Here is a 23,790-nt window from a genome sequence, read left to right as displayed (position 1 = left end):
GCCGCGTCGCGGACCGCCTCGATGCTGCCCTTCTCGGGTTCGGTGTACCAGGGGATCAGATCGATGAGCACCGGCTTGCTCTCCGGGCGGATCAGCAAGGCGTTGCGCTTCTTCATGGCGGCGATCTCCTCGATGGGCATGATCGGCTCGTGACTGCCGAGATCCCGCGACCAGGTCGTGCCGCCGGGACCGTGGGACGGCGCGACTCGCGCGGCCGGTGCGTGCCGACGAGCGCGGAGATCTTCTTCAGGATCGGCTCGTCCTGGAGACCGGCGCCGAGGATGCGCACAGTGGTCGCGCCCACAGCGCCGCCGCCTTGTCGCTGCCCCACACCGAGTTCATCTGGGCTTCGGACTGGAAGATCGCGCACACGCAGATCGACTTCGACCCCAGGTGGGAGGCGAGTTCGGGTAGCCGCTTGATCTTGCAGATGTTGGCGCACTCGTCGAGCACGAACGTCGGTGGCGGGTCGATCCGCCCGCCCTGCGCGGAGGCGACCAGGTCACCGAGCCCGCTGTCGGCCGTCACAAGCCCCGACCGTGCTGCGCACGACACGGACAGGCCGGTAGGCGCGTGCGGCGGTCACGACCAACCACGCACAAAAGACGTTGGCCACCAACGCTATCGACGATCGATGGTCGGCGACGAGGGTGATCGCCTCCACCAGGTCTGGCACTCGAGTAGGCGAACCGCGCGACCAGCGGGGACTCGTCCCGGGTGAACCCGTGCACGGGATGCTCGCCGAGGGCCCGCAGCGCGGCCGGGCTGTCCAGCGGCAGCATCACCTGCCGCACGACCGCCCCAGATCGCGGCCTGCTCGCCGGGCGAGGACGCGGCGAAGGCCTCCAGATCCTCGACGGCACCGAGCTCGCCGACGGACTTGAGCAGGCCGGCTGCCGGTGCCAGCTGCCCACCGCGTACCCAGGCGATCACTTCGCCCAATGCCCGGCCACCGCGTGCTGCGGCGAGCAGTAGGTTCGCGGTGAGCAGGCTGGCTTCGGGCACGAAGAACGCGGCCGCGTCGTCGACCACGACCGCGAACAGTTGCTCGCAGATGCTGTCGGCCTCGGCCGCCGAGGTGATGGCGGCCAGCAGGTTCCAGCTGCAGGTGCCCGTCGCCGTCGATACCGGGCACCAGATCAGCCTGTCGGCTCCCGCACCGGGCAGTGCGGACGGCTGGTCGAGGACGGTGAGCACCAGCTCACCGTTGATGGTGTTCGCCCCGGCGATGGGCAGGATGACCTCGCGCATGACAATCCTCTCTCGGGTCGGCCGCTGGGCGCTCATCGTTCGGCCTTGACGGTGTCGAACGCGCCGTCGGTGTTGTAGAGCTGCATTTCCTCGGGAGTCAGGTCGATCGAGACCAGCAGGCCCATACGGCTGCCGGACTCGTGCAGGCCAGCCCGGTGTTCGCGGAGAACACCAGGTTCTGAGGCCGGCACTCACCTGGTACGGCGGATGACCGCGCGGCAGCGCCGTTCCAGCAGACGCACGGCGAGACCGAAGGAGCGGAAGGCCGGGTTGGTGGTCTGGCGGTGGTAGTAGCGGTAGTAGATCTGCTGGCAGATCACCGCCAGGCGGAACAGCCCGAAGACCTCGTAGAAGGCCCATTCGCGATCCGTGAGCCCGATTCCGGTCCGGCGAGAGTAGTATTCGACCACCTCGTCGCGGGTCAGCATGCCGCGGGTGTGGGTGGGCTGGCGCCGGAAGAACTTGAAGGCGAGGTTGTCGTCGGCCTGGACCCAGTAGGCCAGGGCACTGCCGAGGTCCATCAGCGGGTCGCCGATGGTGGCCATCTCCCAGTCGAGCAACCCGATCGGCCGGATCGGGTCGGCGGGGTCGAGCACGATGTTGTCGAAGCGGAAGTCGTTGTGGATCAGGGCCGTCGCGCGATCGGGCGGCTGGTGGGCGGCCAGCCACGACATGACGGACTCGAACGAACCGACATTGCGGGTGCGGGCTCGGCGATAGCGGTCCGACCAGCCGGACACCTGCCGGGCGACATAGCCGGGGCCCTTGGACATCCAGTCCAGGCCCGCGGCGGTCGGATCGATGGTGTGCAGGTCGACCAGGACATCGAGCACATTGGTGCACAGTGCGCGCACCCGCGGCGCCGTCCAGGTGGGTTCGGGCGGGAGCTCCTTGCGCGGGATGAGGCCGTCTAGCCGTTCCATGAGGTAGAACGGCGAGCCGAGCACGCTGTCGTCCTCGCACAGCGCCACCGTCGGCGGTGCGTAGTCGAACACCGGGCCGAGGGCGGTTTGCACGCGGTACTCGCGCGCCATGTCGTGCGCGCCGTCGGCGCGGTGCCCGCCGGGCGGCCTGCGCAGGATCAGATCCCGCTCGGGGTACTGCACGAGATAGGTGAGATTGGAAGCGCCACCGGAGAATTGACGCACCTGCGGGAGCCCGGTGAGGGTTTCGGAGGTCTCGGTGCGCAGCCACGACGTCAGGGCGGCGACATCGAAGGCGTCCTCGGCGCGCACGGCGCGGGCGTCGGAGCGGGTGGGGGACCGGGTCATGTCAGCCGCCGCAGCAGCGACACCGGCAGCCGCTTCACCACGACCGACAGCGGAACCCACGGCCACGCCGGGACGTAGGCGACGGATTTACGCGCCTCGATCGCCCGCACCATCGCGGCGACGCCGGGCTCGGTGTCGACCATGAAAGTGGTGCGGCCCTCCTTGCGGTCGGTCATCTCCGATCGGATGTAGCCGGGGCAGATCAGCGAGATGTCCACGCCGGGAATGCGTTCCGAGCGCAGGCCTTCGGCGAGGGCGGCGACACCGGCCTTGCTCGCGGCGTAGACCGTCATCGACCGGCGCATGCCGCGCAGCGCGGAGAACGACGAGATGAGGACCAGGTGACCGCGACCCTGCGCCCGGAACGCCGCCAGCGCGTGCTCGCTCTGGGAGAGCGCGCCCACGAAATTGGTGAGTGCGGTCCGCCGGTTGGCCGCGTGCCCGCCGGTGCCCAGGGCAGCCCCGTGGCCGAGGCCCGCGTTGACCACGACCCGGTCGAGCACGCCGAATTCGGCCCGGAACTTCTCGAACACCGTCTGTACGGCGGCGTCGTCGGTGACATCGAGGGCGGCGGTGTGTACGAGGATGCCGGGATGGGCGGCGACGAGTTCGTCGCGCAGGTCGTCGAGGCGGTCTACCCGGCGGGCGCAGAGGCCGAGATCGTAACCGCGCGCGGCGAATTGCCGCGCCATCTCGGCGCCGAGCCCGGCGCTGGCGCCGGTGATGACGATGGTGCCGGTACTCATCGGGAAGTCTCCTTGTTCTCGGCCGCCGTGATGCGACGGCCCATCGTGGTCAGCTGCCGGTCGTAGAGCGGGCGCAGCAGGCGTTTCGTCCAGAAGGCCACGCGCCCGGACCGGTCGGTCAGGACGAGGAAGCGGCGGGCGTCGATGCCGGCGAGCGCGGCGGTGGCGATGGCGTCGGCGTCGGTGGTCGCGCCGTCGATCAGGCGGCGGGCGATCTCGGACATCAGCGGGTCGGCGTCGCTCAGCGACGACGCCAGGTCGGTGCGGAAGAACGACGGGCACACCACCGAGACGGCGATGCCGTGTGGCGCCAGCTCATAGCGCAGGCTCTCGCTGAGGGCGACGACCGCGGCCTTGGCGGCGGTGTAGGGCGCCATGGCCGGTGGGTGCACGAGACCGGCCATTGAGGCGATAGTGACGAGGTGACCGCTGCCTTGCGCCACGAACACCGGGGTGAAGGTGCGGCACCCGGTCGCGGCACCGAGGACATTGACCGACATGACCCTGGCCCACTCCTCGGCGGGCACCCGGTCGATGCGCCCGCCCGCGGCGATGCCCGCGTTGTTGATCAGGATGTCGAGGCCGCCCAGGGTGGAGAGCACGGTGTCGCGGGCGCGGTCCCAGTCCTGCTCGGAGGTGATGTCCAGGCGCAGGTACGAGGCGCCCGCGGGGACCGGGGCGTCGTCGGCGAGATCGGTGACCACGACCCGGTCACCGCGGGCGGCGAAGAGCCGGGCCAAGGCGGCGCCCAGGCCGGACGCGCCGCCGGTGATCAGCACTCTGGCCATGTCAGCGCCCCTGTCCGTACTTGGCGAGCTCGAGCCGCCCGACCATGTCCAGGTGCACCTCGTCGGGACCGTCGGCCAGGCGGATCGCCCGCGCGGTCGTCCAGGCGGCCGACAGCGGCACATCGTCGGACAGCCCGGCACCACCGTGGATCTGCATGGCGAAGTCGATGACGTGCTGCGCCATCGACGGCACGTGCGCCTTGATCTGGCTGATCTCGCTGAGCGCGCCGAACGCGCCGACGGTGTCGAGCTTCCAGGCCGCGTTGAGGACGAGCAGACGCGCGGCGTCGATCGCGATGCGCGCCTGCGCGATCCGTTCCCGGTTGCCGCCGAGCCGGGCCAGCGGCTTGCCGAACGCGGTGCGGGTCGTCGCCCGCTCGCAGGCCGCGGCGAGCGCGGCCTCGGCCAGGCCGATCAGCCGCATACAGTGGTGGACGCGGCCGGGACCCAAACGGCCCTGGGCGATCTCGAAGGCACGACCGGGGCCGAGCACGATGTTCGCGGCGGGCACGCGCACGTCGGTGAACGACACCTCACCGTGGCCGAACGGCTCGTCGTAGCGGCCCATCGCGGGCAGCATCCGCTCGACCCGCACCCCGGGAGTGTCGACGGGGACCAGCACCATCGTGTGCCTGCGATGCTTCTCGGCCTCGGGGTAGGTCAGGCCCATGAAGATGATGAGCGCGCAGTCGCGATGGCCGATGCCGGTGGTCCACCATTTGCGGCCGTTCACGACGACGTCCTCGCCGTCGAGGACGGCGGTGGCGGCCATATTGGTGGCGTCGGAGGACGCGACGTCGGGTTCGGTCATCCCGAAGGCGGACCGGATGTCGCCGTCGAGCAGCGGTTCGAGCCACCGCTGCCGTTGCGCGGTGTCGCCGTATTGGAGCAGGACCTCCATGTTCCCGGAATCCGGTGCGTTGCAGTTGAAGACGTAGGGCGCCAGGAACGAGCGCCCGGTCTCCTCGGCGATCGGGGCGTAGTCGACATTGGTGAGGCCGGTGCCGCCGTCGGTGCCGAAGCGGGCGGCGTACTCGCCGGCGTGGGCGGCGGGCAGGAACAGATTCCACAGTCCGGCCGCGCGGGCCCTGGCGCGCAGGTCGGCGAGCACGGGCAGCGGATCCCACGGGTCGGCGCCGGTCTCGCGCAGCGCGGCTACCCGGCGGTGATAGTCCGCCTCGATCGGGGCGATCTCCTCGGCGATGAAGCCGCGGACGCGGCCGGCGAGATCGGTGGCGCGGGCACTGGGTGCGAAGTCCATGTCTCTGCTTTCGGGAAAGGGGAACGGGTGGTGATCTCGCCGGTGGTCAGGCGGGGAGGTGGGTGATCGCGAGGGCGGTTTCGTCCAGGCTGCCGAGCACGAGCGTGCCGTGCGCCTCGGCGACGCCGGTGACCATCGCGTAGTCCGCGCCGTCGCGCTGCAGGTCGTGGACGATGGTCCCGTCCGGATCGACCGCGATCACCCAGGCGGTGCGGACCGGGCGCGGCTTGAGCCGATCGGGCACCTGCCACAACAGTTGTCGCACGAGGGGCGGGGTCGGCAGCAGCCGATCGAGCAGGGGATTGCGGGGCGAGGCCAGGGTGACCCAGATCAGTCCGTCGGAGCCGAGGGCGATGTTGTCGGGGAAACCGGGCAGATTGTCGACCAGTACCTCGCGGGTTCCGGCCTTCGGGCCGCGCAGCCAGTAGCGGTTGAGCCGGTAGGCCGCCGTCTCGGCGACGATCAGCGCGTCCTGATCGGGGGTGAAGGCGACGCCGTTGGCGTACTGGAGACCGTCGAGCAGGGTCTCGGTGGTTCCGTCGGGGGAGTACCGGAACAGGCGGCCGGTGCCGGAGTGCTCCATGAGATCGCCCATCCACAGGTCCAGCGGCCAGCGGCGGGAGGACGCGGTGAAATAGACGGTGCCGTCGCGAGGGTCCCGCACGACATTGCTGGCCATGTTCACCGGCCCGTCGTCGACGGCAGCCACCAGGACCTCGAGTTCGGTCCCGGTCCAGCGCAGCAGACCGCGGTGGGCGTCGCAGACGAGCAGGGTCCCGTCGGCGACCGCGCACAGGCCCAGCGGACGCCCGCCGGTGTGCGTGACCGTCTCGACGGTCCCGGTGGCGAGGTCCACGCGCAGGATCCGGCCGTCGGCGATGCCGGTGTAGACGAGGCCGTCGGCACCGATCACTACGTCTTCGGGGCCCGCGCCGGGGAGCTCGATCCGCCGGATCGCGGGCATCGGCGGCGTACTCCGGCGCTGCCCGGCCCTGCGTGTCGCCGTCGGCGGCGACCAGCGCACCGGCGTCATCCGAGGTCCCGACCGAGCACCGACGACCATGCGTGCCTCCCCTGTGATCGAGCGCCGCCCACTGCCGCGCTCTGTGCACATGCCATTCTGGGCCCCGGTCAGCGACGTTGAAATAGGCGCGCCACCCGAGTTGACTGTGCATATGCACACCACTCCGCCGATGCCCGCGCTCGAGCTGGGACCACGGCGGCGCAAAGCCGCGGCCCGGGTCGCCGCGCTGATCGCGGAGGTCGATCCGGAACTCAACGAGATGGCCGCCGACCTGACGCGGCTCTACCGCGACAGCATCCCGGTCTACGACCAGGTCGACGCGGGCTCGGTCGAGACCAATACCCGGGCCGTGCTGCGCATCGTCGTCGCGCAATTGGGCGAGGACGCCGCGGAGGCGGGGTTCGACGAGCTCACCACCCTGGCCAGATCCTGGGCCGACCAGCAGATCCCGCTGGATCTGGTGGCGCACAGCCTGCAGATCGGCGCGCGCCGGATCTTCGAGCTGATCCGGCGCCGGGCCGCCGCGCACGGGGTGCCCGCCGCCGAGATCGACGAGATGCAGGACCTCACCTGGGAATGGGCGACCGCGTCCGCCACCGCGATCCACCGGGTGCTGCGGGAACGGGCGGTGACCGGGGCCGCGCGGCGGGCCGACTTCCTGCGCAGCCTCGTCGACGGCACGGTCGCCCCGGCGGTCCTGCGTGCCGAGGCGCGCGAGCACCGGCTCGATCCCGCGCACCGGTACCGGATCGCCTGCGCCGCGTGGAACGGCACGGCCGCGGCCACGGACCTGCTCGCCGCCCTGCGGGCGCGCGGTTCGACGACGCGACTGCCGGTCGTGGACACGGTCGTGGATCAGCACCTGGTCGCCCTGCTGCCGCGGACCCCGGACACGCTGCCGGAGGGCAGCCTGGTCGCCGTGGGATCCGCGGTACCGCTCGGTGACGCCGCGACGTCCTACCGGGAGGCGCGTCGCGCGTTCGATCTCGCGATGCGGCACGGCAGGAGCGGCGTGGTCGATCTCGGATCGCTGGGGCCGCTCCCGCTGCTCGGGGAGGCCGAGGACATCGCGCGGCTGCTCGCGGACAAGCACCTGGCGCCGCTGCGCCGCCACGGCGGAGCCGACGAGATCCTCGGCACGGTCGGGACCTACCTCGACTGCGACCAGCGCATCGACGACACGGCCGCCCGGCTGTACCTGCACCGCAATACCGTCCGCAATCGGCTCACCCGCTTCGCCGAGTTCACCGGCCTCGATCTCGGCCGGACCGACGATCTCATCGTCGCGTGGTGGCTGCTGCACCGCGATTCCGGCGCGCACCCGCCGTCGCGCTGACCGGCGAAGCGGCGCCGCCGCCGGGCCGGTGCGCGCATGATGGACAGATGGACGAGGCAGCGGAGCAGCGCGCCCGGCGAGCGGCGGCGCAGGCGGAAGTCGGCAAGCACGGTCGGCTGATCCGCGGTCCGCGCGACGGCAAGCTGCTCAGTGCCGGGATGCTGCCGTGGTTCCGGCTGCGCGTTCCCCGCGGCTACGGCATCCTCACGACCACCGGACGCAAGACCGGCCTGCCCCGCCCGAAGTGCGTGCGGGTGATGCGGGCCGGTGATCGGGCGTATCTGGTGCAGCTGATGCCGCCCCAGGTCACTCTCGACCGGCCGCGGGCGGTCAACGCGTGGCTGCGCAATGTTCGCGCCGATCCTCGCGTCACCCTGGAACTGCGCGACGGCACCCACCACGGCACGGCCAGGGAGATCACCGATCCGGCGGAGCTCGAGGTCGCCCGCGCGCTGCTGTGCGACACCGTGGTCCCGGTCGATGTCGGTGAGTGCGCGCTCCACCTGCGCGGGTTGCCTTCGCGCGCGAAGATCCGTGCGCTGCACGAGTACTGGTTCCGCACCGGGCGCGCCGTCGCCATCGACCTGGCGACCTGAGCGCGCGCGGAACGGTCCCCGCTCCGGTCCGGATACGCTGAGGGACACCGACTCCCGAGGCGAAGGTAGCGATGGCCGACACCACGACTCCGATCATCCGCTGCGGCGACCGGGTGCGTGCCCAGCCCGACGCGCACGACCGGGCAGGTCGCCTGGCCGCGGCACTGCTCGCCGCCGGCGTCGGGCGTGGGGACCGGGTCGCGGTGCTGGCCCGCAACGACATCGAATTCCTCGAGGTGTCGCTGGCCATCGCGTCGGCGGGCGGGAACCCGGTGCCGATCAATACCCGCTGGCGGGCGGGCGAGGTCGCCCATGTGCTCGCCGACTGCGCGCCGCGCGTGATCTTCGCGCACACCGAGTTCGTCGCCACGGTCGAGGACGCCCGCGACCGCACGGGCAGCACGGCCCGGATCGTCGAGATCGCCATGCCTGCGACGACACTGTCGGAGGCCGGGCTCGACCCCGCGCTGTCGGTGCCGACGGGCAGGCATCCGCTCCTGACGGAGTGGATCGCCGACCACCCCGAGCCGGTCGGCTATCTCGACGGCGCCGTGGCCGATTCGATGGGACTGATCTACACCTCCGGCACCACCGGAACTCCGAAGGGCGTCCTGCGGGAACGGATGACGCCGCACCAGCTGCTGTCCATCGCGGGCGGCATCGCGCAGCGGATGGGGGTGACGCCCGGCGGCCGGATCCTGGTGGCCGGGCCGATGTATCACACCTCGCCGAACGCAGTGGCCGTGCTCGCGCTGCGGATGGGCACCGACATCACCATCATGCCGCGCTGGGACAGCGAACGATTCCTGCGGCTGGTGCAGCGGCATCGCATCCAGCAGGCCAAGATCGTGCCGACGATGCTGTCCCGGCTGTTGTCGTTACCCGCCGAGGTGCGTGAGCGCTACGACACCAGCAGCCTCACCCACCTGATCCATTCGGCGGCGCCGTGCCCACCCGCGATCAAGCGGGCGGCGATCGACTGGTTCGGCGATGCGGTGATCGAGTACTTCGGCAGCACGGAGACCGGCACCATCACCTGGATCGGCGCCACGGAATGGCTGGCGCGGCCCGGCAGCGTGGGTCGCCCCGCCGACGGGTCGGCGGTCGCGATCCTGGACGAGGACGGCGCGGAACTGCCCGCCGGGCAGCCGGGGCGGGTCTTCGTCCGTGGCGCCGACTACTGGCCGCGTTTCGACTACCTGCACCGGGCCGGATCGGCGGTCACCCACGGCGATCTGCTGTGGGTCGGCGACACCGGATATCTCGATGCCGACGGCTACCTGTTCCTGACCGGACGATCCAGCGAGGTGGTGATCCGGGGCGGGGTGAACATCTACCCGGCCGAGATCGAGAACGCGGCCATGGCACTGCCCGGCGTGGAGGATGCCGCCGCGGTCGGCGTGCCGTCCGGCGACGACCTCGGCGAGGCGCTGGTGCTGTACCTCGTCGCCCGTCCCGGCCACGATCTCGATCCCGACGAGGTCGCGGCGGCGCTGTCCGGAGAGCTGGCGGCCTACAAGCTGCCCTCGCGGATCAGCGTCGTCGCCGAACTCCCGCGCGACGATTCCGGCAAGCTCTACAAGCGGGAACTGCGCGCGGCGCCGTGATCAGCCCGCCTCGGCGGCCCCGGCCCGCGCCAGCGTCCCGATGACGCTCAGATCGGCGGCACCGCGTGCGTTGGCGAGGGAGCTGACCGTCGTGGTGCCGAACACCCCCTTGCGGTCGTAGACCGCGGCCGTGCCGATCACGATGCCGTCCTCGGCCAGCCGGTCGAGGCAGAGCAGCCCGGCCTCGTTGCCCTCCGGCAGGCGGGTCAGCGTGAGTGTGGCGTCGGCATTGATGTATTCGAGGCCGTTGCTGCCGAGATTGGCGATCACATTGGTCACATCGGCCAGTCCGGCGACGAACTGGAACGGCGTCGGCTCCTCGCCGGCGACCACCGCGATGGGCTGGTGCCAGATTCCGGTCCGGCCCACATTGTGGTGGGTGCGCGGGTCCGGTCCCCAGCCCGCGTCCTCGCTGAAGTAGACCCGATTCCGGCCGGGTTCGGGGAGCCGATCGGTGGGCGGGGGATCGGCGATGGTGCCGGGTGACCAGCAGACGCCCTGCGGATCGACCCCGGGCCGCAGGTACAGCGCGCCGGCGCGGGCGACCGGTCGGTCGTCCTGGATCAGCACGGCGTCGAAGAGCGAGAGCCTGCGGCCGTCGCGCACCACGGTGACGCGAATGCGGCAGGGGCGCAGGAAGACCGGGCGGAACAGGTCGAGGGTCCATCGGACCGGCCGCAGATCGGTCCGGCCCTTGGCCGCGACCTCGCGTTCGACCGCGCGGGCCAGTGCCGCGCCGACGGCCATGCCGCGGAGTTGTCCACCCTCCCAGCCGGCGACTGCCTCGGGCTCCGGGAGCAGGATCTCGGTCTGCGTGCGGACCTCGGTCGTCACGCGAAAGAATGCTTGGCTCACCGGCGGGCTCCCTTGCGGCATAGGCGATCTCGCTCCACACGCGGCATCGGTGGCGCTCGACTCACAGATGGTCCCCGGGGCGAGTCGGCGGTCTCCTCATCTTTGCTTCCGCTCTTCGCCGTTCGCTACCCCGACCATCGGATGTCACATGAATGTTTCTGTGCTGAAACATCATTCGCCGGACAAGCGGTCCCGGGCACCACCGGCAGGGCGGCTGGTGGTGGCGCGCTGCCGGTGGTGGCCGGTGGTGTTCAGGGTTTGCGTGCCACCGCGCCGTAGGCCGAGATCGGCAGCACCTCGCCCACCTCGACGGTGTCGTGGCGCCACTGGGTGATCGACACGAAGCCGGGGTCCACCAGTTCCAGGCCGTCGAACACCGCGCGGATCTGCGCCTGCGGCCGGGGAATGTAGGGGGTGCCGCCGGTGCCGGTGTAGTTCTCGCACAGCGTGACATAGGCCTCGCTGTCGTCGGTGCCGTCCCACATGATCAGGTGGCTGCCCGACGGCACCTCGCCGACCACGGTCCGCACGATCCGCAGCAGGTCCTCGTAGGTCCGGGCATGGCCGAGCACGCCCATGAACATCACCGCGATCGGCTCGTTGAAGTTGAGGACGTTGCGCGCGTCGGCGACGATCTGCTCGGGGTTGTGGAAGTCGGCGTCGATGTAGGTGGTGACGCCTTCGGGGGTGGTGCTGCGCAGCAGGGCCCGGGCGTGGGTCAGCACCAGCGGGTCGTTGTCGACGTAGACGATGCGCGCGTCGGCGGTGATGCTCTGGGCGACCTCGTGGGTGTTCTGCATGGTCGGCAGGCCGGTGCCGATGTCGAGGAACTGGCGGATGCCGCGCTCGCGGGCGAGGAAGCCGACGGCGCGGATCAGGAACTGACGCGACTGCACGGCCATGGTGGAGATGTCGGGGTCGACGGCCAGTCCGGCGTCGCCGGCGATCTGGTCGATCTCGTAGTTGTCCTGGCCACCCATCCAGTAGTTCCAGATCCGGGCGGAGTGGGGGATGTCGGTCCGGATCACCGGGGTATCGGTTTCGGTCATGAACCTGGCTCCTCAGCAGAGTTCGACGGCGTCAGTCACCCGGACGAGCAGTGCTGACGGTAGGCAGCTTCTGATCTGTTGTGACAGTACAAGATTCACACCGGCCGGTGGCCCCTACCGTCGGGTAGATCAGCGGCGATCAGACCTACTCCGTGTCCTGATCGGGCTGCGGGGCCGGTGCGCTCTTGGCGCGCTTGCGGCGCGACGCCGTCTGCTCGATGCGCGGATCCTCGCTCACCGCATAGTGTTTGACGTATTCGGACAGGAACGCCTGCACCGTCGCGGTGGCCGGGATCGCCAGCAGCGCCCCCACCGCGCCGAGCAGCGCGCCGCCCGCCAGGACCGCGAGCAGCGCGATCGCGGCATTGACGTCGACGGTGCGCGCGGTGATCCGGGGCTGCAGCAGATAGTCCTGGAACCACTGGTACAGCACCGCGAACAGGATGACCCAGACCGCGTCGAGGGGGTCCACCGTCAAGGCGACGAGCACCGGGAGGATCGCGGCGATGTAGGTGCCGATCGTCGGGATGAACGCGGAGATCACGCCGAACCAGACACCGAGGGCGACGGGATTGGGGATCCCGAGGATCGCCAGGAAGACCCCGTGCGCGATCGCCGAGACGATGGCCAGCAGGACCCGCGAATACAGGTAGCCGCCGGTCTTGTCGATCGCGAGATCCCACGCGTGCAGGAAGGTCTGCTGACGCGACGGCGGGAGCAGCGAGCACACGGTGCGCCGCACCCGGGGCCCGCCCGCGGTCAGGTAGATGCTGAACAACGCGATGGTGAGGATCTGGACGAGCCCGCCGAGCACCGTGGTCGACACGCCCCAGACGTTGTCCGCCGCGGTGCGGGCGTAGCCCTCGATCAGATCGGACTCGCGCAGCAGCCGCTGGCTGAGGTCGTGCGTGGTGACGTGCTGGTCGAAGGTCCGGTTGAACCGGTCGATGCCTTCGTCGAGCAGCCGGGGGGATTCGCGGGCGAGATTCGTCGTGGTCTCCACGAGCAGCGTCACCAGCGCCGCGAGGAAGGCCAGCACACAGGCGAAGGTGCCGAGGAAGACGAGCGCGGTGGCGAGTCCGCGCGGTACGCCGCGGCGGGCCAGCACCCCGACGGCCGGTTCCATCGCCAGCGAGACGAAGAACGCGACCAGCAGCACGATCAGCAGCCCGAGCAGCCGGCGGAACGCCCAGTCGGCGAGCAGGAACAACCCGAACAGGACCAGGGCCAGCACCATCGCCCGCGGGAGCCACTCGGGCATCCTCGCCCGTGCGATCGGTCGCGCGGTGTTGTCCGGGGAGTCGGTGTCCACGGATCCCAGTGTCGCCCCGGAGGAGCCCACATTTCGGCACCGACGCGGCCTGTCTCGCGTCCGTTCCGGCTGCGCTGCCGGCGATGCCGGTGGGCCCGCGGCTGTCGGTGTGGCCTGTTACGTTGCGCGCCATGACAGTAGAGGTCCAGCACGGTGCCGGCCTGACCCGGAGGGTGCTCGCCGCGGCGCGGGCCGATCCCGGCCGGTCGATGTTCGAGCCCGCCGCGTGGGTCGGCCACACGCCGTGGGTCGACGGCGCGCCGCGGCCGATGTCCGCGGACGAGGTGGCGGGCGCGGTGTTCCCGTCGGGGCGCCCGCTGTCGCCGAGCCTGCGGGAATGGCTGGCCTTCGACCAGGGCCTGTTCGAGCGCCACGGCTGGTTCGCGGACGACGGTGGCTTCGCGCCCCGCGCCCTGGACGAACTGGTCGACGACGAGCTGGGCGCACCGTGGGGGGAGATCTACGCGCCGCTGGCCGACCGGTTCCCGGAGTGCTTCCTGCTACCCGGTGGCTCGGACTCCCGGCGGGTGCTGGCGGTCGGCGAGCCGGATTCGGCGGGGGAGTACCCGGTGCTGGCCCTCGACGTGGACGACATGCCCTATGTCGGCCTGATGTACCCGGGGTTCGACGTCTACGCGGCGGAGGCGGCGGGGTTGGTGCACTGCGTGTTCGAGACCTACACCGCCCTGGCCGCCGACCCGGTGTACGGGCGGCGCATGCGCGAGCACGCGGCCCGCGGTTTCGCGGGCGAGCTGTGCCTGGAGTACCCGTTCTGATCCGAACCGGCGGTCAGTCCCGATTCGGGTCGGCGAACTCCGGCAACCGGGGAACCGAGGCGATCAGGCGGCGGGTGTAGTCGTGCCGCGGTGCGCGCAGGACGTCGTCGACCGCACCCGACTCGACCACGCGCCCGTCCTTCATCACCAGCACGCGGTCCGCGACGTGCTGGACCACGCCGAGATCGTGCGAGATGAGCAGCAGCGCGGTGCCGAACTCGGCCTGCAATTCGGCCAGCAGGTCCAGGATCTGGGCCTGCACGGAGACGTCGAGGGCCGAGACCGGTTCGTCGGCGACGAGCAGCGCCGGGCTGGGTGCCAGGGCGCGCGCGATCGCGACCCGCTGCCGTTGCCCGCCGGACAGCGTGCGCGGATGACGCTCGAGCAGGTCGCGGCCCAGGCCGACCGCGTCGAGGAGCTCGCGCACCCGGCGGGCGCGCGCCGCCCCGCGTACCCCGACGGTGTCCAGGCTCTCGCCGATGACGCGCTCGACGGTGTAGCGCGGATCGAAGGAGCTGAGCGGATCCTGCGCGATGAGCTGGGCGGCGCCGCGCAACGGGCGCAGCTCGCGCTCGGAGTAGTCGGTCCACGGTTTCCCGTCGACCACGACGCGCCCGGACGACGGCGCCACCAACCGCAGCGCGAGCCGGGCGGTCGTAGTCTTCCCCGAGCCCGATTCGCCCACGATGCCGAGGGTTTCGCCCGCGAACAGGTCGAAGTCGACATCGTCGACCACCGTGCGTGCGCCGTAGGTCTTGCGCAGCGCGCGCACCGACAGCACGACCCGGGTCTCGTCGACCACGCGTGGCGGCAGGGCCGGACGCTCGGGTGCGGCCGGGTGGTCCGGCGAGGGTTCGGCGGGCACCGTCAATCGCGACCCGCGTGACGCCGCGGACGGCACGGCGGCCAGCAGCTTCCTCGTGTAGGGGTGCGCCGGACGGGTCAGGACATCGATCGTGCCGCCCTGCTCGACGACCTCCCCGTCGCGCATGACCAGCACCCGGTCGGCCACCTCGGCCACGACCGCGAGATCATGGCTGATCAGCAGCAGCGCGGTGCCGTCGGCCTTGCGCTGCCGGAGCAGGTCCAGGATCTGCTGCTGCACGGTCACATCGAGTGCCGTGGTCGGCTCGTCGGCGATGATCAGGCGCGGGTCACCGGCGATCGCCGTGGCGATCAGCACCCGCTGCCGCAGGCCGCCGGACAGTTCGTGCGGGTACTGGCGCAGGCGCAGTTCGGGTTCGGGCACGCCGACCTCGGTGAGCAGCCGCACGCTGCGCTCGGCGAGTGCCCGGCCGCGCAGATCGGTCAGTGCGCGTTGCGCTTCGGCCAGCTGAGCGCCGATCGAGCACAGCGGGTCCAGCGAGACGAGGGCGTCCTGCAGCACGAAACCGATGTCGCTGCCGCGGATCGTGCGCCACTGCCGGTCTCGGTGTTGCCGCGCGTCCTGTCCGAAGAGCGCCAGCCGGCCCGCGCGGACCGTCGCGCCCGGCCCGGCCAAGCCGACCAGCGCGCGGGCCGTCACCGACTTGCCCGAGCCGGATTCACCCACCAGGGCGACGGCCTCGCCCGGTGCGATCCGCAGATCGATGCCGTGCACCACCTCGCCCTGCCCCGGAAATCCGATGCGCAGGTTCGCGATGTCGATCAGGCTCATGCTCGCGGCCTTCCGTCGTAGTGCCGTTGCCAGTGCCGTCCCAGCGAGCTCACCGCGATCACCGTCGCGGTGACGGCCACGCCCGGGAGCACGGCGATCCACCAGGCATTGCGCAGATAGTTGCGGCCCTCGGCGAGCATGGCGCCCCATTCCGGTTCCGGCGGTTGCGGACCCATGCCGAGGAAGCTCAGGCCCGCCGCGCCGAGAATCGCGGTGCCGAGGCCGATGGTCGCCAGGATCGGCACCTGCGCCACCGCGTGCGGCAGCACATGACGCCACACCAGCGTGGCCCGGGTGAGCCCGAAGGTGCGGGCCTGTTCGACATATCCGGACTCCTGCACGACCAGTGTCTGGGCGCGCACGACCCGGGCGAACCGGGGGATCGAGGCGATGCCGAGGGCGACGATCAGATTCGTGGTGCCCGGCCCGGTGAACGAGATCAGCACCAGGGCGAGCAGCAGATCGGGGAACGCGGAGACCACGTCGAGGAAGCGGGTGATCAGCTCGTCGAGCGGTCCCCGCGCCAGCCCGGACAGCAGGCCGAGCAGCGTGCCCGCCACGACCGCGATCGCCACGGCGGTGACGCCGATGAGCAGTGAGTAGCGCGCGCCGTGGACCACCCGGGTGAAGACGTCGCGGCCCAGATGATCGGTGCCGAACCAGTGGGAGCCGCTGGGCGCCAGCTGCGCCGACAGCGGATCGGCGGCGAGCGGGTCGGCGCCGGCCAGGACGGTGGGCGCCAGCACCGCGACGGCGACGAGTCCCACCGTCACCGCCGCGACGGCGACCCCGGGCGCGGGAGTGAAACGTCGTGCGCGCGGGAGTTCGATCGTGGTCATCGCGCACCGCCCCGTCGCAGCCGCGGGTCGAGCACCAGATACAGCAGATCGACCAGCGTGCTGATCACCACGTAGACGAAGGCCGACAGGATGGCCACGGCCAGCACGACCGGAAGATCCTGGGCGAGCACGGCGTCCACCGTCACCCGGCCCAGCCCCGGCCTGCCGAAGACCTCCTCGATGATCACCGCCCCGCCCAGCAGTCCGCCGACCAGCCAGCCGGTCAGGGTCACCGCGGGCAGGGCTGCGTGGCGCAGGCCGTGCCGCAGCCGGAGCTCGGTCTCGCTGACCGACCAGGAGCGCACCGTCACCGCGAACGGCTCGTCCAGGGCACGCTCGAGCCCGTCGCGCAGCACCTGGGAGATGACCGCCCCGAGCGACAGTCCGAGCGCGAGCGCGGGCAGGACCAGCGCTGCGAGCCCCTTGTTCGCCGCCACCGGAAAGATCTTCAGCTGGAAGCTGAACACCGACAGCAGCACGATGCCGAGCCAGAACGACGGTGTCGAGACCAGCGCCAGTTCCACGGCGTTCGCCACCGCGGCGGCGCGCCGCCGCCGGGCCGTGGTGGTCGCGACGACGACCGCGAACACCAGCGCGACGAGCAGTGCCGCCCCGGTGAGGGCCAGCGTCGGCCCGGCCTGCGAGCCGATCACCTCCGACACCGGCCGCTGCAGCACATAGGAGCGCCCGAAATCGCCGTGCGCCACATTCCACAGATAGCGCGCGTACTGGACCACGGTGGGGCTGTCGAGACCCCATTCGGCGCGGATGGCGGCCTCCACCTCCGGGGTGCGCGGCTGCTCGCCGATCAGGACGTCGACCGTGTCGCCCGGCGCGAGCCGCACGCCGAGGAAGGACAGGGTGGCCGCGCCCCACAGCACGCCGAGGCCCGAAAGCACCCGCAGCGCGACCCGTCCCGCCACCCCGGCGCGAGCGCCGGGCGCGGAGTCGGCCGCGGGCGCCACCGGGGTGGGCGCGGTGACGTCGAGCGTCACCGGCACCACCTCGCGGCGGTGGGTGCGGGCGCCGGGTCAGCCACGATCGACCCAGATGTCGTAGGCGCTCTCCGGCAGCTGCTTGTACGGACGGAAGCCCGCGCCGTGCACGTGGGCCGCGGCCGCGATCTGGTTCTCGGGGATGTACAGCGGCAGCCCGTAGGCCTTGTCGACGAGCGCGAAGCGCTGCAGCTGGGCGTACTGTTTCGCGCGCTCGGCGGTGTCGATCGTGGCCGCGGCGGCCCGCAGCCAGCCGGACAGCTCGGGATCGCCCGCGCGGCTGTAGTTCAGCGTGCCCTTGGCGGTGGGCGGGTACCAGTGGTTCTCGATGTCGATGCCGCCGGTCAGGGTGTCGGAATTGGCGATCGAGCCGAAGGTGTTGTTCTTGCGCAGCTCGGCGTAGGTGCCCAGATCGACATAGGACAGTTTCAGGTCGATGCCCGCGTTCTGCTTGGCCTGGGCCTGCACGGCCTGCAGCAGCACCTCACGCTGGTCGCGGACCGTGGACTGGGCCTGCACCAGTTCGATGGTCAGGCGCTGACCGTCCTTGGTCCGGAACCCGTCGGCGTCCTTGGCGGTCCAGCCCGCCTCGTCGAGCAGGCGGTTGGCGGCGTTCTTGTCGGCACCGTAGGCGCGCTCGATGCTCTTGTCGTAGAACAGCGTGTCGACGGTGGAGACGATGCCCCAGCCGCGTGTGCGCTGGCCGCGATAGATCGACTGCAGCACCGCGTCGACGTCGACGGCGTTGTTGAGCGCCTTGCGCACCTTCTCGTCGGTGGCCGCGCCGAAGGTGGCGTTCCAGTACAGCGTGTACGGGCTGCCGTTGTTGAGCGCGGTGCGATAGGTGAAGTCGGGATTGTCCCGGAACAGCGACGCGTCGTTGCCGGAGACACCCTCGATGAGGTCGACCTGGCCGGAGGTGAGCGCGCCGGTGCGGACCGAGGATTCGGGCAGGAAGCGGTAGGTGAGCTCGTCGAGATAGGCCGGGCCCTGGTGCGCCGCGTTCTGCGGGGCCCAGTTGTAGTCGGGGTTCTTCCGGAAGTGCAGTTCCTGGCCCTTGACGTAGCGGTCCAGGATGAACGGACCGGTGCCCGCGATCTCGGGTCCACCGGCCTTGAGCTGCGGCTTGTCGAACGCGGCGGGGGAGATGATGTCGAAACCGGAGGCGAAGTCCAGGAACGGCGCGTACGGGTTCTTCAGGGTGAAGACCACCGTGCGGTCGTCGCGCGCGGTCACGCCGGCGAGGTTCGACAGCGGGCCGGAGGAGAATCCGCCGGAGTAGGCGACGTCCTGCATGGTGGTGAAGTTGCGGGCCACCCCGGCCGCGGTGAGCGGGGTGCCGTCGGTGAACTTCACGCCATCGCGCAGGGTGAAGGTGTAGGTGAGCCCGTCGGCAGACACCTCGTGGCCGGTCGCCAGCCACGGCACGAAGCCGCCGTCGGCGGTGCGTGCGAGCAGCGTCTCGTAGGTGTTGCGCAGCAGCATCTTGGTGTTGCTCTGGCCGTTGAGGTGCGGGTTGAGCGTGGTCGGCTCGGTCTCCACCCCCCAGGTCAACGAGCCGCCGCTCGTCGGTTGGGCCGATTCGCTTGCGGCGGTGTCGGTTCCGCTGCACGCGGAGACCAGCACGGCCGTGGCCGCGATCAGAGCTGTCGCAAGTCGGCGTGTCCGCATCACAGCGCGGCGCCCCTCTCCTCGATGAGAAACAGTGATTGATCCGTCGTGACCACTGCGCCTTCGGCGGCGGTCACCGTGACGATTCCGGCGTGGGTCGCCGTGAGTTCGTGCTCGAGTTTCATGGCCTCGACCACCCCGAGCAGCTGGCCCTGCTCGACCGCAGCGCCCGATGCGACATGCAGCCGGACGAGCGTTCCGGGCATGGGAGAACGGATTTCGGGGTCGGCGTCGGCCCCGGCGAGCGCGCGGTATTCGGCGAACCGGACCGCCCGGGTGACCCCGGAGATCTGGCACTCCCATCCGTCGCCGCGGCGCCGGACGGTGCCGGGCACCGAGTCCACCGTGACCGTCTCGCCGGTGCGCACGGCGGGGACGGCGGGTGCGGTGGCGTCGGCGCGCAGCAGGACCGCCTCGCCGGTGTAGCCGCCGACCCGCACGGTGAACGGCCTGCCGTCGACGGTGAGGTCGACGGTGCCCAGGTCGCCGTCGGCGGGATCGAGCCAGACGCGGTCACCGCCCGGTGCGCCCGCCGACCACGGCGTCGCCCGGTCGGGCGCGGCGAGGGTCGCCGCGACCGCGAGGGCGGCGAGCTCGTCGGGGTCGCCGAACTCGGTGACGGGGTCGATGCGGTCCAGGTAGGCCGTGTCGTGGCCGGCCGCCGCGACGATCGGGGCGTCGAGCACCTGTGCGGCGAAGCCGAGATTGGTCGAGATGCCGGTCCAGCGCAGCGCCAGGGCGGCGTCGCGGGCGGCGGCCAGGGCCGCGGCCCTGGTGGTCCCGGTCGCGACGAGCTTGGCGATCATCGGGTCGAAGCCGCCGGTGACGCGCAGCCGTCGCGTGAACGCCCGCTCCACCCGCACCGGCGGCCAGTGGGTGACCTCGAGCTCGCCGGGGCACGGCAGGAACGACCGGAACGGATCCTCGGCGTACATCCGCACCTGCACCGCGGCGCCCGATGCCGTGATCTCGGCCTGATCGGCGGGCAGTGGTTCGCCCGCGGCGACCCGCAGCTGCCACTCCACCAGGTCGACGCCGGTGATCTCCTCGGTGACGGTGTGTTCCACCTGCAGCCGGGTGTTCATCTCGATGAAGAAGAACTCGTCGCCGACCAGCAGGAATTCGAAGGTGCCCGCGCCGACGTACTGCAGCGCCCGCGTGCCCTGCACCGCGGCGGCGAGCATCGCCTCGCGCACCTGCACCGGAATCCCGGGTGCGGGCGCTTCCTCGATCACCTTCTGATGCCGTCGTTGCAGCGAGCAGTCGCGGTCGAAAAGGTGTACAGCGCTGCCGAATTCGTCACCGAACACCTGGACCTCGATGTGGCGCGCCCGCTCGGCGTAGCGTTCCAGGTGCAGGCGGCCGTCGGCGAAGGCCGCGGTCGCGGTGCGTGCGGCCGAGGCCAGTGCCGCGGGCAGCCCGGCCGCCGAGCGCAGGACCGACATGCCTTTGCCGCCACCGCCTCCCGCGGGTTTGACGATGAGCGGATAGCCGATGGCGGCGGCCGCGTCGACCAGCACGTCGATGTCCTCGGTCGCCTCGGCCGTGCCCGGCAGGACCGGCACCCCGGCGGCCGCCATGACGCGACGGGCCGAGGCCTTGTCGGCCATGGTCTCGATCACCCGCGAACTCGGCCCGACGAACACCAGCCCGGCCGCCCGCACCGCGCGGGCGAAACCAGCGTTCTCGGAGAGGAATCCGTAGCCGGGATGGACGGCGTCACAGCCGGTGTCGGTGGCCGCGCGGATCAACGCCGCCGCGTCGAGGTAGCCGCCGGTGGGCAGCGGGACCGTGGTCACCGCGCCGGCGTGGCCGGTCAGGTCGCGGTCCTCGTCGACGGCGACCGTCACGTACTCGATGCCGAGACGGTCACAGGTGCGCGCGATCCGGGCGGCGATCTCGCCCCGGTTCGCGATGAGCAGTCGGGTGATCACAGCCGGAACACCCCGAAGTTCGCGGGCGCGGGCTCGGCCCGGTCCCACCGTTCGTGCGCCAGTGAGAGGCACTGGGCCAGCCACGATCGCGTGTCCTCCGGCTCCACCACCGCGTCGATCCACATGCGGGCGGCGATATAGGTGGGCAGCGACTGGCGTTCGAAACTGTCGATGATCGGCTGCTTGATGGCGGCCTCTTCGGCCGCACCCAGTTCCTTGCCCTCGCGGCGCAGCCGGTCGCGCTTGAGGATCGCCATCACCGCGGCGGCCTGTTCGCCGCCGACGCCGGTGGAGCGGGCATTGGGCCACATCGCCATGAACTGCCCGCCCATCGAGCGGCCCGACATCGCGAAGTTGGCGGCGCCGAAACTGCCGCCGATCACCAGCGAGATCTTCGGTACCGTCGCGCAGGACACGGCATTGACCATCTTCGCGCCGTGCTTGGCGATCCCCGCCCGCTCGTACTCCTCGCCGACCATGAACCCACTCACGTTGTGCACGAACAACAGGGGGATGCGGCGCTGGTGGCAGATCTGGATGAAGTTGGTGGCCTTGAGCGCGCTGTCGGGGAAGATCACGCCCTGGTTGGCGACGATGCCGACCTCGTAGCCGGCGATCCGCGCGGTCGCGCACACCATGGTGATGCCGTAGTCCTTGCGGTACTCGACCCAGGATCCGGCATCGACGACGCAGCGCAGGATCGCGCGCACGTCCATCTCCTTCTTGGTGCTGGCCGGAATCAGTTCCGGCAGCCGGGCCGGATCGTCGAGGGGTTCGCGTACCTCGAAGGCCGGGGGATGCACCCGGTCACCCGGGGTGCGCGCGACGATGTCACGGATCATCGCCAGTGCCTCGACCTCGTTCACCGCGAGATGGTCGGCGACCGCGGTCTCGCGCACGTGCAGGTCGGCGCCACCGAGGGCCTGGGCGTCGACGACCACGCCGGTGGCGGCCTCGACCAGCTGGGGCCCGCCGAGGAAGACGGTGCTGAGGTCCTTGACCATCACCGTCTCGTCGCTCATGGCGGGGATGTAGGCGCCGCCCGCAGTGCAGATGCCCAGCACCGCCGAGATCTGCGGCAGTCCCAGCGCCGACATCTCCGCGATATTGCGGAACATCTTCCCGAGGTGTTCCTCGTCGGGGAAGATCTCCTCCTGCAGCGGCAGGTAGATCCCGCCCGAGTCGGCCAGGTAGACACACGGCAGCTTGTACTCGCGGGCCAGTTTCTGGCCGCGCAGCTGCTTCTTGATGGTGAGCGGGTAGTACGTGCCGCCTTTGACGTGCGGGTCGTTGGCGAAGATCATGCACGGGCGGCCGTGGATGGTGCCGATCCCGACGATCAGCGCCGCGGCGGGCAGATCGGTGTCGTACACCTCGTGCGCGGCCAGGCGGCCGATCTCCAGGAACGGCGTGCCGGGGTCGAGGACGCGGTTGACCCGTTCGCGCACCGGCAGTTTGGCGTCGCCCGGACGTCGGCGGGGCGCGACGATCTCGGCGGTGTGCTCGCGCAGCAGCGTGCGCTGACCCTCGAAGCCGAGGGTGTTCTCCACGGTGACGGTCATGCGGGCTGCTCCGCCCGCTGCTGATGCTCGGCCAGGCTCGCGCTCAAGGTGTCGGCGAAGCGGTGGATCGTCTCGGGCGCGAGATCGGCCCGCAGCATCAGGCGCAGGCCCGCGCTGCCGCGCCGGATGATCGGGAAGAACACGGGGGAGGTGTAGAAACCGGCCTCGAGCATGTCCCTGGCGACGGCGACGGTGACGTCCTCGCTGCCGATGGAGACGAACCGGATAGGGAGCCCGTCGCCGGCGAGTTCGGTGTCGACCAGGGAGTCGAACAGGCGCACCCGCTCGCGCAGCGCGCGCTGGAGGGTGTCGACGGTGCCGTCGTCGTGCAGATCGCAGGCGGCCACGATGGCGCCGAGCCCGGCGGTGTTCACCCGCTGCGACCACATCAGCGGCCCGCTCGTGCGCAGCAGGGTCGGCGTGCGGGAGTGATCGCCCTCGGCGCCGTGGAAGATGACGCCGCCGCTGGCGCCGAAACCCTTGTTGAGCGAGGCGATCACGAGCGTGCGCTCGCGCCAGCCCTCGTACGCGCCGAGGACGTACCCGCGCCCGCCTGGCCCGATCGTCGAGATGCCGTGCGCCTCATCGAAATACAGGAACAGCCCGTACCGGTCCTGCAGGCGGTGCAGTTCCCGCAGCGGCGCACCGCCGCCGGTGCTGTAGACGCCGTCGGCGACATAGGCGACCGTGGCATGGGTGCGGCACAGTTCTTCCAGGGCGGCGATGTCGTTGTGCTCGATGGTGACCAACTCGGTCTCGTCGGCCACCAGCGGTTTCATGGCGTTGAGGCAGAAGTGGGCGTTCTTGTCGAACACCACCAGCGGTGGACGGCCGTCGGTGAGTTCGCCCGAGGCCAGCAGCGGCAGGGTGGCCCAGGCCGCCGCGGCACACGAGGACACGGTCACCGCCTGGGCGCCGAAGGTGCGCGACAGGCGCTGTTCGGCCTCCTCCAGCAGCGACAACCGGATCCGCATCCGGGAGATGGAGGAGTTGATGGTCGCGGTCTCGTCGAGGCCGCGGTGCGCGCCGGCGACGATGCGCGGGTCGCTGTCGAGACCGAGATAGGAGTACGAGGAGAAGTTCACGATCGTACGACCGTCGCGGTCGTTGACCAGGCCGTCGCGCATGTCGGTCGCGACGATGTCGACCAGTCCGTTGGCCGTGCTGTCGTCCCAGAAGGTGTTGCTCAGGTGCAGCTGCCTACGGATGTTGGCGAACTGGTGGGTAACCATTCGGTAGTCCTTCGTTGGCGGTCGAGCG

The 23,790-nt window shown here is 70.9% G+C and carries 21 protein-coding genes; 4 read left to right on the top strand and 17 right to left on the bottom strand.

Translation table 11 applies throughout. The features are described from left to right. Positions 1-246 precede the first annotated feature (246 nt). The 7 genes from ACFVW6_RS16950 to ACFVW6_RS16920 all read right to left on the bottom strand — a co-directional run bounded on the left by ACFVW6_RS16950 (position 247) and on the right by ACFVW6_RS16920 (position 6,350). Positions 247-528, bottom strand: a complete 282-nt coding sequence (locus tag ACFVW6_RS16950) for a TraM recognition domain-containing protein (protein WP_378828443.1) — start codon at positions 526-528, stop codon at positions 247-249. 93 nt (positions 529-621) lie between these two features. Beyond that, positions 622-1,251 (bottom strand): hypothetical protein, encoded by a 630-nt coding sequence (locus ACFVW6_RS16945; RefSeq protein WP_378828441.1) that lies wholly within the window; start codon positions 1,249-1,251, stop codon positions 622-624. A gap of 191 nt (positions 1,252-1,442) precedes the next feature. Then, positions 1,443-2,522 carry a phosphotransferase family protein gene (locus tag ACFVW6_RS16940; RefSeq protein WP_378828439.1) on the bottom strand — a complete coding sequence of 360 codons (1,080 nt, stop codon included), beginning with the start codon at positions 2,520-2,522 and terminating at the stop codon, positions 1,443-1,445. Then, positions 2,519-3,268 carry an SDR family oxidoreductase gene (locus ACFVW6_RS16935; protein WP_378828436.1) on the bottom strand — a complete coding sequence of 250 codons (750 nt, stop codon included), beginning with the start codon at positions 3,266-3,268 and terminating at the stop codon, positions 2,519-2,521. The genes ACFVW6_RS16940 and ACFVW6_RS16935 overlap by 4 nt, the downstream gene beginning before the upstream one ends. Continuing rightward, a complete protein-coding gene (locus ACFVW6_RS16930) occupies positions 3,265-4,056 on the bottom strand; it encodes an SDR family NAD(P)-dependent oxidoreductase (protein ID WP_378828434.1) in 792 nt (263 codons plus the stop codon). Before ACFVW6_RS16930 ends, ACFVW6_RS16935 begins: the two co-directional genes overlap by 4 nt. A gap of 1 nt (position 4,057) precedes the next feature. Then, complete coding sequence (locus ACFVW6_RS16925; protein WP_378828432.1) at positions 4,058-5,317, bottom strand: acyl-CoA dehydrogenase family protein; 1,260 nt, start codon at positions 5,315-5,317, stop codon at positions 4,058-4,060. Positions 5,318-5,363: 46 nt separating this feature from the next. Continuing rightward, positions 5,364-6,350 carry an SMP-30/gluconolactonase/LRE family protein gene (locus ACFVW6_RS16920; protein ID WP_378828430.1) on the bottom strand — a complete coding sequence of 329 codons (987 nt, stop codon included), beginning with the start codon at positions 6,348-6,350 and terminating at the stop codon, positions 5,364-5,366. 142 nt (positions 6,351-6,492) lie between these two features. Between ACFVW6_RS16920 and ACFVW6_RS16915 the strand changes: the two genes are divergently transcribed. From ACFVW6_RS16915 to ACFVW6_RS16905, 3 genes are all read left to right on the top strand, one after another. Beyond that, positions 6,493-7,677: a PucR family transcriptional regulator gene (locus ACFVW6_RS16915; protein ID WP_378828428.1), complete on the top strand. Its 1,185-nt coding sequence runs from the start codon at positions 6,493-6,495 to the stop codon at positions 7,675-7,677. 47 nt (positions 7,678-7,724) lie between these two features. Further along, complete coding sequence (locus ACFVW6_RS16910) at positions 7,725-8,273, top strand: nitroreductase family deazaflavin-dependent oxidoreductase (RefSeq protein ID WP_378828426.1); 549 nt, start codon at positions 7,725-7,727, stop codon at positions 8,271-8,273. 71 nt (positions 8,274-8,344) lie between these two features. After that, entirely contained in the window at positions 8,345-9,880 is a 1,536-nt protein-coding gene (locus ACFVW6_RS16905; protein ID WP_378828422.1) for an AMP-binding protein, read from the top strand. On the opposite strand, the gene ACFVW6_RS16900 is transcribed toward ACFVW6_RS16905, so the two are convergent. The 3 genes from ACFVW6_RS16900 to ACFVW6_RS16890 all read right to left on the bottom strand — a co-directional run bounded on the left by ACFVW6_RS16900 (position 9,881) and on the right by ACFVW6_RS16890 (position 13,096). Next, positions 9,881-10,735, bottom strand: coding sequence for an acyl-CoA thioesterase domain-containing protein (locus ACFVW6_RS16900; RefSeq protein ID WP_378828420.1), 855 nt, complete (start codon positions 10,733-10,735; stop codon positions 9,881-9,883). Positions 10,736-10,986: 251 nt separating this feature from the next. Beyond that, complete coding sequence (locus ACFVW6_RS16895) at positions 10,987-11,784, bottom strand: SAM-dependent methyltransferase (RefSeq protein ID WP_355272360.1); 798 nt, start codon at positions 11,782-11,784, stop codon at positions 10,987-10,989. A 145-nt stretch (positions 11,785-11,929) separates the two neighbouring features. Continuing rightward, entirely contained in the window at positions 11,930-13,096 is a 1,167-nt protein-coding gene (locus tag ACFVW6_RS16890; RefSeq protein ID WP_378828414.1) for an AI-2E family transporter, read from the bottom strand. 131 nt (positions 13,097-13,227) lie between these two features. On the opposite strand from ACFVW6_RS16890, the gene ACFVW6_RS16885 reads away from it, so the two are divergent. Next, positions 13,228-13,872 carry a hypothetical protein gene (locus ACFVW6_RS16885; RefSeq protein WP_378828411.1) on the top strand — a complete coding sequence of 215 codons (645 nt, stop codon included), beginning with the start codon at positions 13,228-13,230 and terminating at the stop codon, positions 13,870-13,872. Positions 13,873-13,885: 13 nt separating this feature from the next. On the opposite strand, the gene ACFVW6_RS16880 is transcribed toward ACFVW6_RS16885, so the two are convergent. The 7 genes from ACFVW6_RS16880 to ACFVW6_RS16850 form a co-directional block, all read right to left on the bottom strand. Beyond that, positions 13,886-15,529: a dipeptide ABC transporter ATP-binding protein gene (locus tag ACFVW6_RS16880; protein ID WP_378828409.1), complete on the bottom strand. Its 1,644-nt coding sequence runs from the start codon at positions 15,527-15,529 to the stop codon at positions 13,886-13,888. Next, positions 15,526-16,368 carry an ABC transporter permease gene (locus ACFVW6_RS16875; protein ID WP_355272353.1) on the bottom strand — a complete coding sequence of 281 codons (843 nt, stop codon included), beginning with the start codon at positions 16,366-16,368 and terminating at the stop codon, positions 15,526-15,528. The genes ACFVW6_RS16880 and ACFVW6_RS16875 overlap by 4 nt, the downstream gene beginning before the upstream one ends. Next, entirely contained in the window at positions 16,365-17,363 is a 999-nt protein-coding gene (locus ACFVW6_RS16870) for an ABC transporter permease (protein WP_357346878.1), read from the bottom strand. Before ACFVW6_RS16870 ends, ACFVW6_RS16875 begins: the two co-directional genes overlap by 4 nt. 36 nt (positions 17,364-17,399) lie before the next feature. Continuing rightward, entirely contained in the window at positions 17,400-18,917 is a 1,518-nt protein-coding gene (locus ACFVW6_RS16865; protein WP_378828406.1) for an ABC transporter substrate-binding protein, read from the bottom strand. A 116-nt stretch (positions 18,918-19,033) separates the two neighbouring features. Further along, a complete protein-coding gene (locus ACFVW6_RS16860) occupies positions 19,034-20,968 on the bottom strand; it encodes a biotin carboxylase N-terminal domain-containing protein (RefSeq protein ID WP_378828404.1) in 1,935 nt (644 codons plus the stop codon). Then, complete coding sequence (locus tag ACFVW6_RS16855) at positions 20,965-22,530, bottom strand: carboxyl transferase domain-containing protein (protein ID WP_378828402.1); 1,566 nt, start codon at positions 22,528-22,530, stop codon at positions 20,965-20,967. The genes ACFVW6_RS16860 and ACFVW6_RS16855 overlap by 4 nt, the downstream gene beginning before the upstream one ends. After that, a complete protein-coding gene (locus tag ACFVW6_RS16850; protein ID WP_378828400.1) occupies positions 22,527-23,762 on the bottom strand; it encodes an aminotransferase class I/II-fold pyridoxal phosphate-dependent enzyme in 1,236 nt (411 codons plus the stop codon). Before ACFVW6_RS16850 ends, ACFVW6_RS16855 begins: the two co-directional genes overlap by 4 nt. Positions 23,763-23,790 lie beyond the last annotated feature (28 nt).

Origin of the sequence: Nocardia sp. NPDC058244 (assembly GCF_042882065.1) — a bacterium.
In the GTDB taxonomy this organism is placed as follows: Bacteria; Actinomycetota; Actinomycetes; order Mycobacteriales; family Mycobacteriaceae; genus Nocardia.
The sequence above is the reverse complement of the archived record's forward strand: the minus strand, read 5'-3'. Positions and strand labels throughout refer to the sequence as shown.

Coding starts and splice junctions, on each gene's coding strand:
- ACFVW6_RS16920 (WP_378828430.1), bottom strand. CDS start 6,350: ATGACGCCGGTGCGCTGGTCGCCGCCGACGGCGACACGCAGGGCCGGG.
- ACFVW6_RS16875 (WP_355272353.1), bottom strand. CDS start 16,368: ATGACCACGATCGAACTCCCGCGCGCACGACGTTTCACTCCCGCGCCC.
- ACFVW6_RS16910 (WP_378828426.1), top strand. CDS start 7,725: ATGGACGAGGCAGCGGAGCAGCGCGCCCGGCGAGCGGCGGCGCAGGCG.
- ACFVW6_RS16885 (WP_378828411.1), top strand. CDS start 13,228: ATGACAGTAGAGGTCCAGCACGGTGCCGGCCTGACCCGGAGGGTGCTC.
- ACFVW6_RS16925 (WP_378828432.1), bottom strand. CDS start 5,317: ATGGACTTCGCACCCAGTGCCCGCGCCACCGATCTCGCCGGCCGCGTC.
- ACFVW6_RS16905 (WP_378828422.1), top strand. CDS start 8,345: ATGGCCGACACCACGACTCCGATCATCCGCTGCGGCGACCGGGTGCGT.
- ACFVW6_RS16930 (WP_378828434.1), bottom strand. CDS start 4,056: ATGGCCAGAGTGCTGATCACCGGCGGCGCGTCCGGCCTGGGCGCCGCC.
- ACFVW6_RS16880 (WP_378828409.1), bottom strand. CDS start 15,529: ATGAGCCTGATCGACATCGCGAACCTGCGCATCGGATTTCCGGGGCAG.
- ACFVW6_RS16855 (WP_378828402.1), bottom strand. CDS start 22,530: ATGACCGTCACCGTGGAGAACACCCTCGGCTTCGAGGGTCAGCGCACG.
- ACFVW6_RS16935 (WP_378828436.1), bottom strand. CDS start 3,268: ATGAGTACCGGCACCATCGTCATCACCGGCGCCAGCGCCGGGCTCGGC.
- ACFVW6_RS16915 (WP_378828428.1), top strand. CDS start 6,493: ATGCACACCACTCCGCCGATGCCCGCGCTCGAGCTGGGACCACGGCGG.
- ACFVW6_RS16895 (WP_355272360.1), bottom strand. CDS start 11,784: ATGACCGAAACCGATACCCCGGTGATCCGGACCGACATCCCCCACTCC.
- ACFVW6_RS16940 (WP_378828439.1), bottom strand. CDS start 2,522: ATGACCCGGTCCCCCACCCGCTCCGACGCCCGCGCCGTGCGCGCCGAG.
- ACFVW6_RS16850 (WP_378828400.1), bottom strand. CDS start 23,762: ATGGTTACCCACCAGTTCGCCAACATCCGTAGGCAGCTGCACCTGAGC.
- ACFVW6_RS16945 (WP_378828441.1), bottom strand. CDS start 1,251: ATGCGCGAGGTCATCCTGCCCATCGCCGGGGCGAACACCATCAACGGT.